General features: G+C 71.9%; 1 pseudogene. It reads right to left on the reverse strand.

From position 1 onward, the window contains the following. A pseudogene (locus C693_RS20895) lies at positions 1-203 on the reverse strand (IS110 family transposase); the annotation flags it as partial.

Consider the following 203-nt stretch of genomic DNA (forward strand, 5'->3'; position numbering starts at 1 on the left):
ATGCAACGCGCATCGTCTCGCGCGTGGGCGTCGATGCGGGCATCGCATGCCTCGAGGCGCTCGCGCACCTGCGCCCAGGGGGCGGCCAGGTCGCGCAGCAGTTCGCGGAACTCGCCGGGCAGTTCGTAGGCCTCCAGGTCGGCCAGCACCCGGCGCAGGGCCGCATCGCTGTTGGCCACCACGATGCCGAACTCGGTCAGCAG

It is taken from the genome of Dyella ginsengisoli LA-4 (genome assembly GCF_000334915.1).
In the GTDB taxonomy this organism is placed as follows: domain Bacteria; phylum Pseudomonadota; class Gammaproteobacteria; order Xanthomonadales; family Rhodanobacteraceae; genus Dyella_A; species Dyella_A ginsengisoli_A.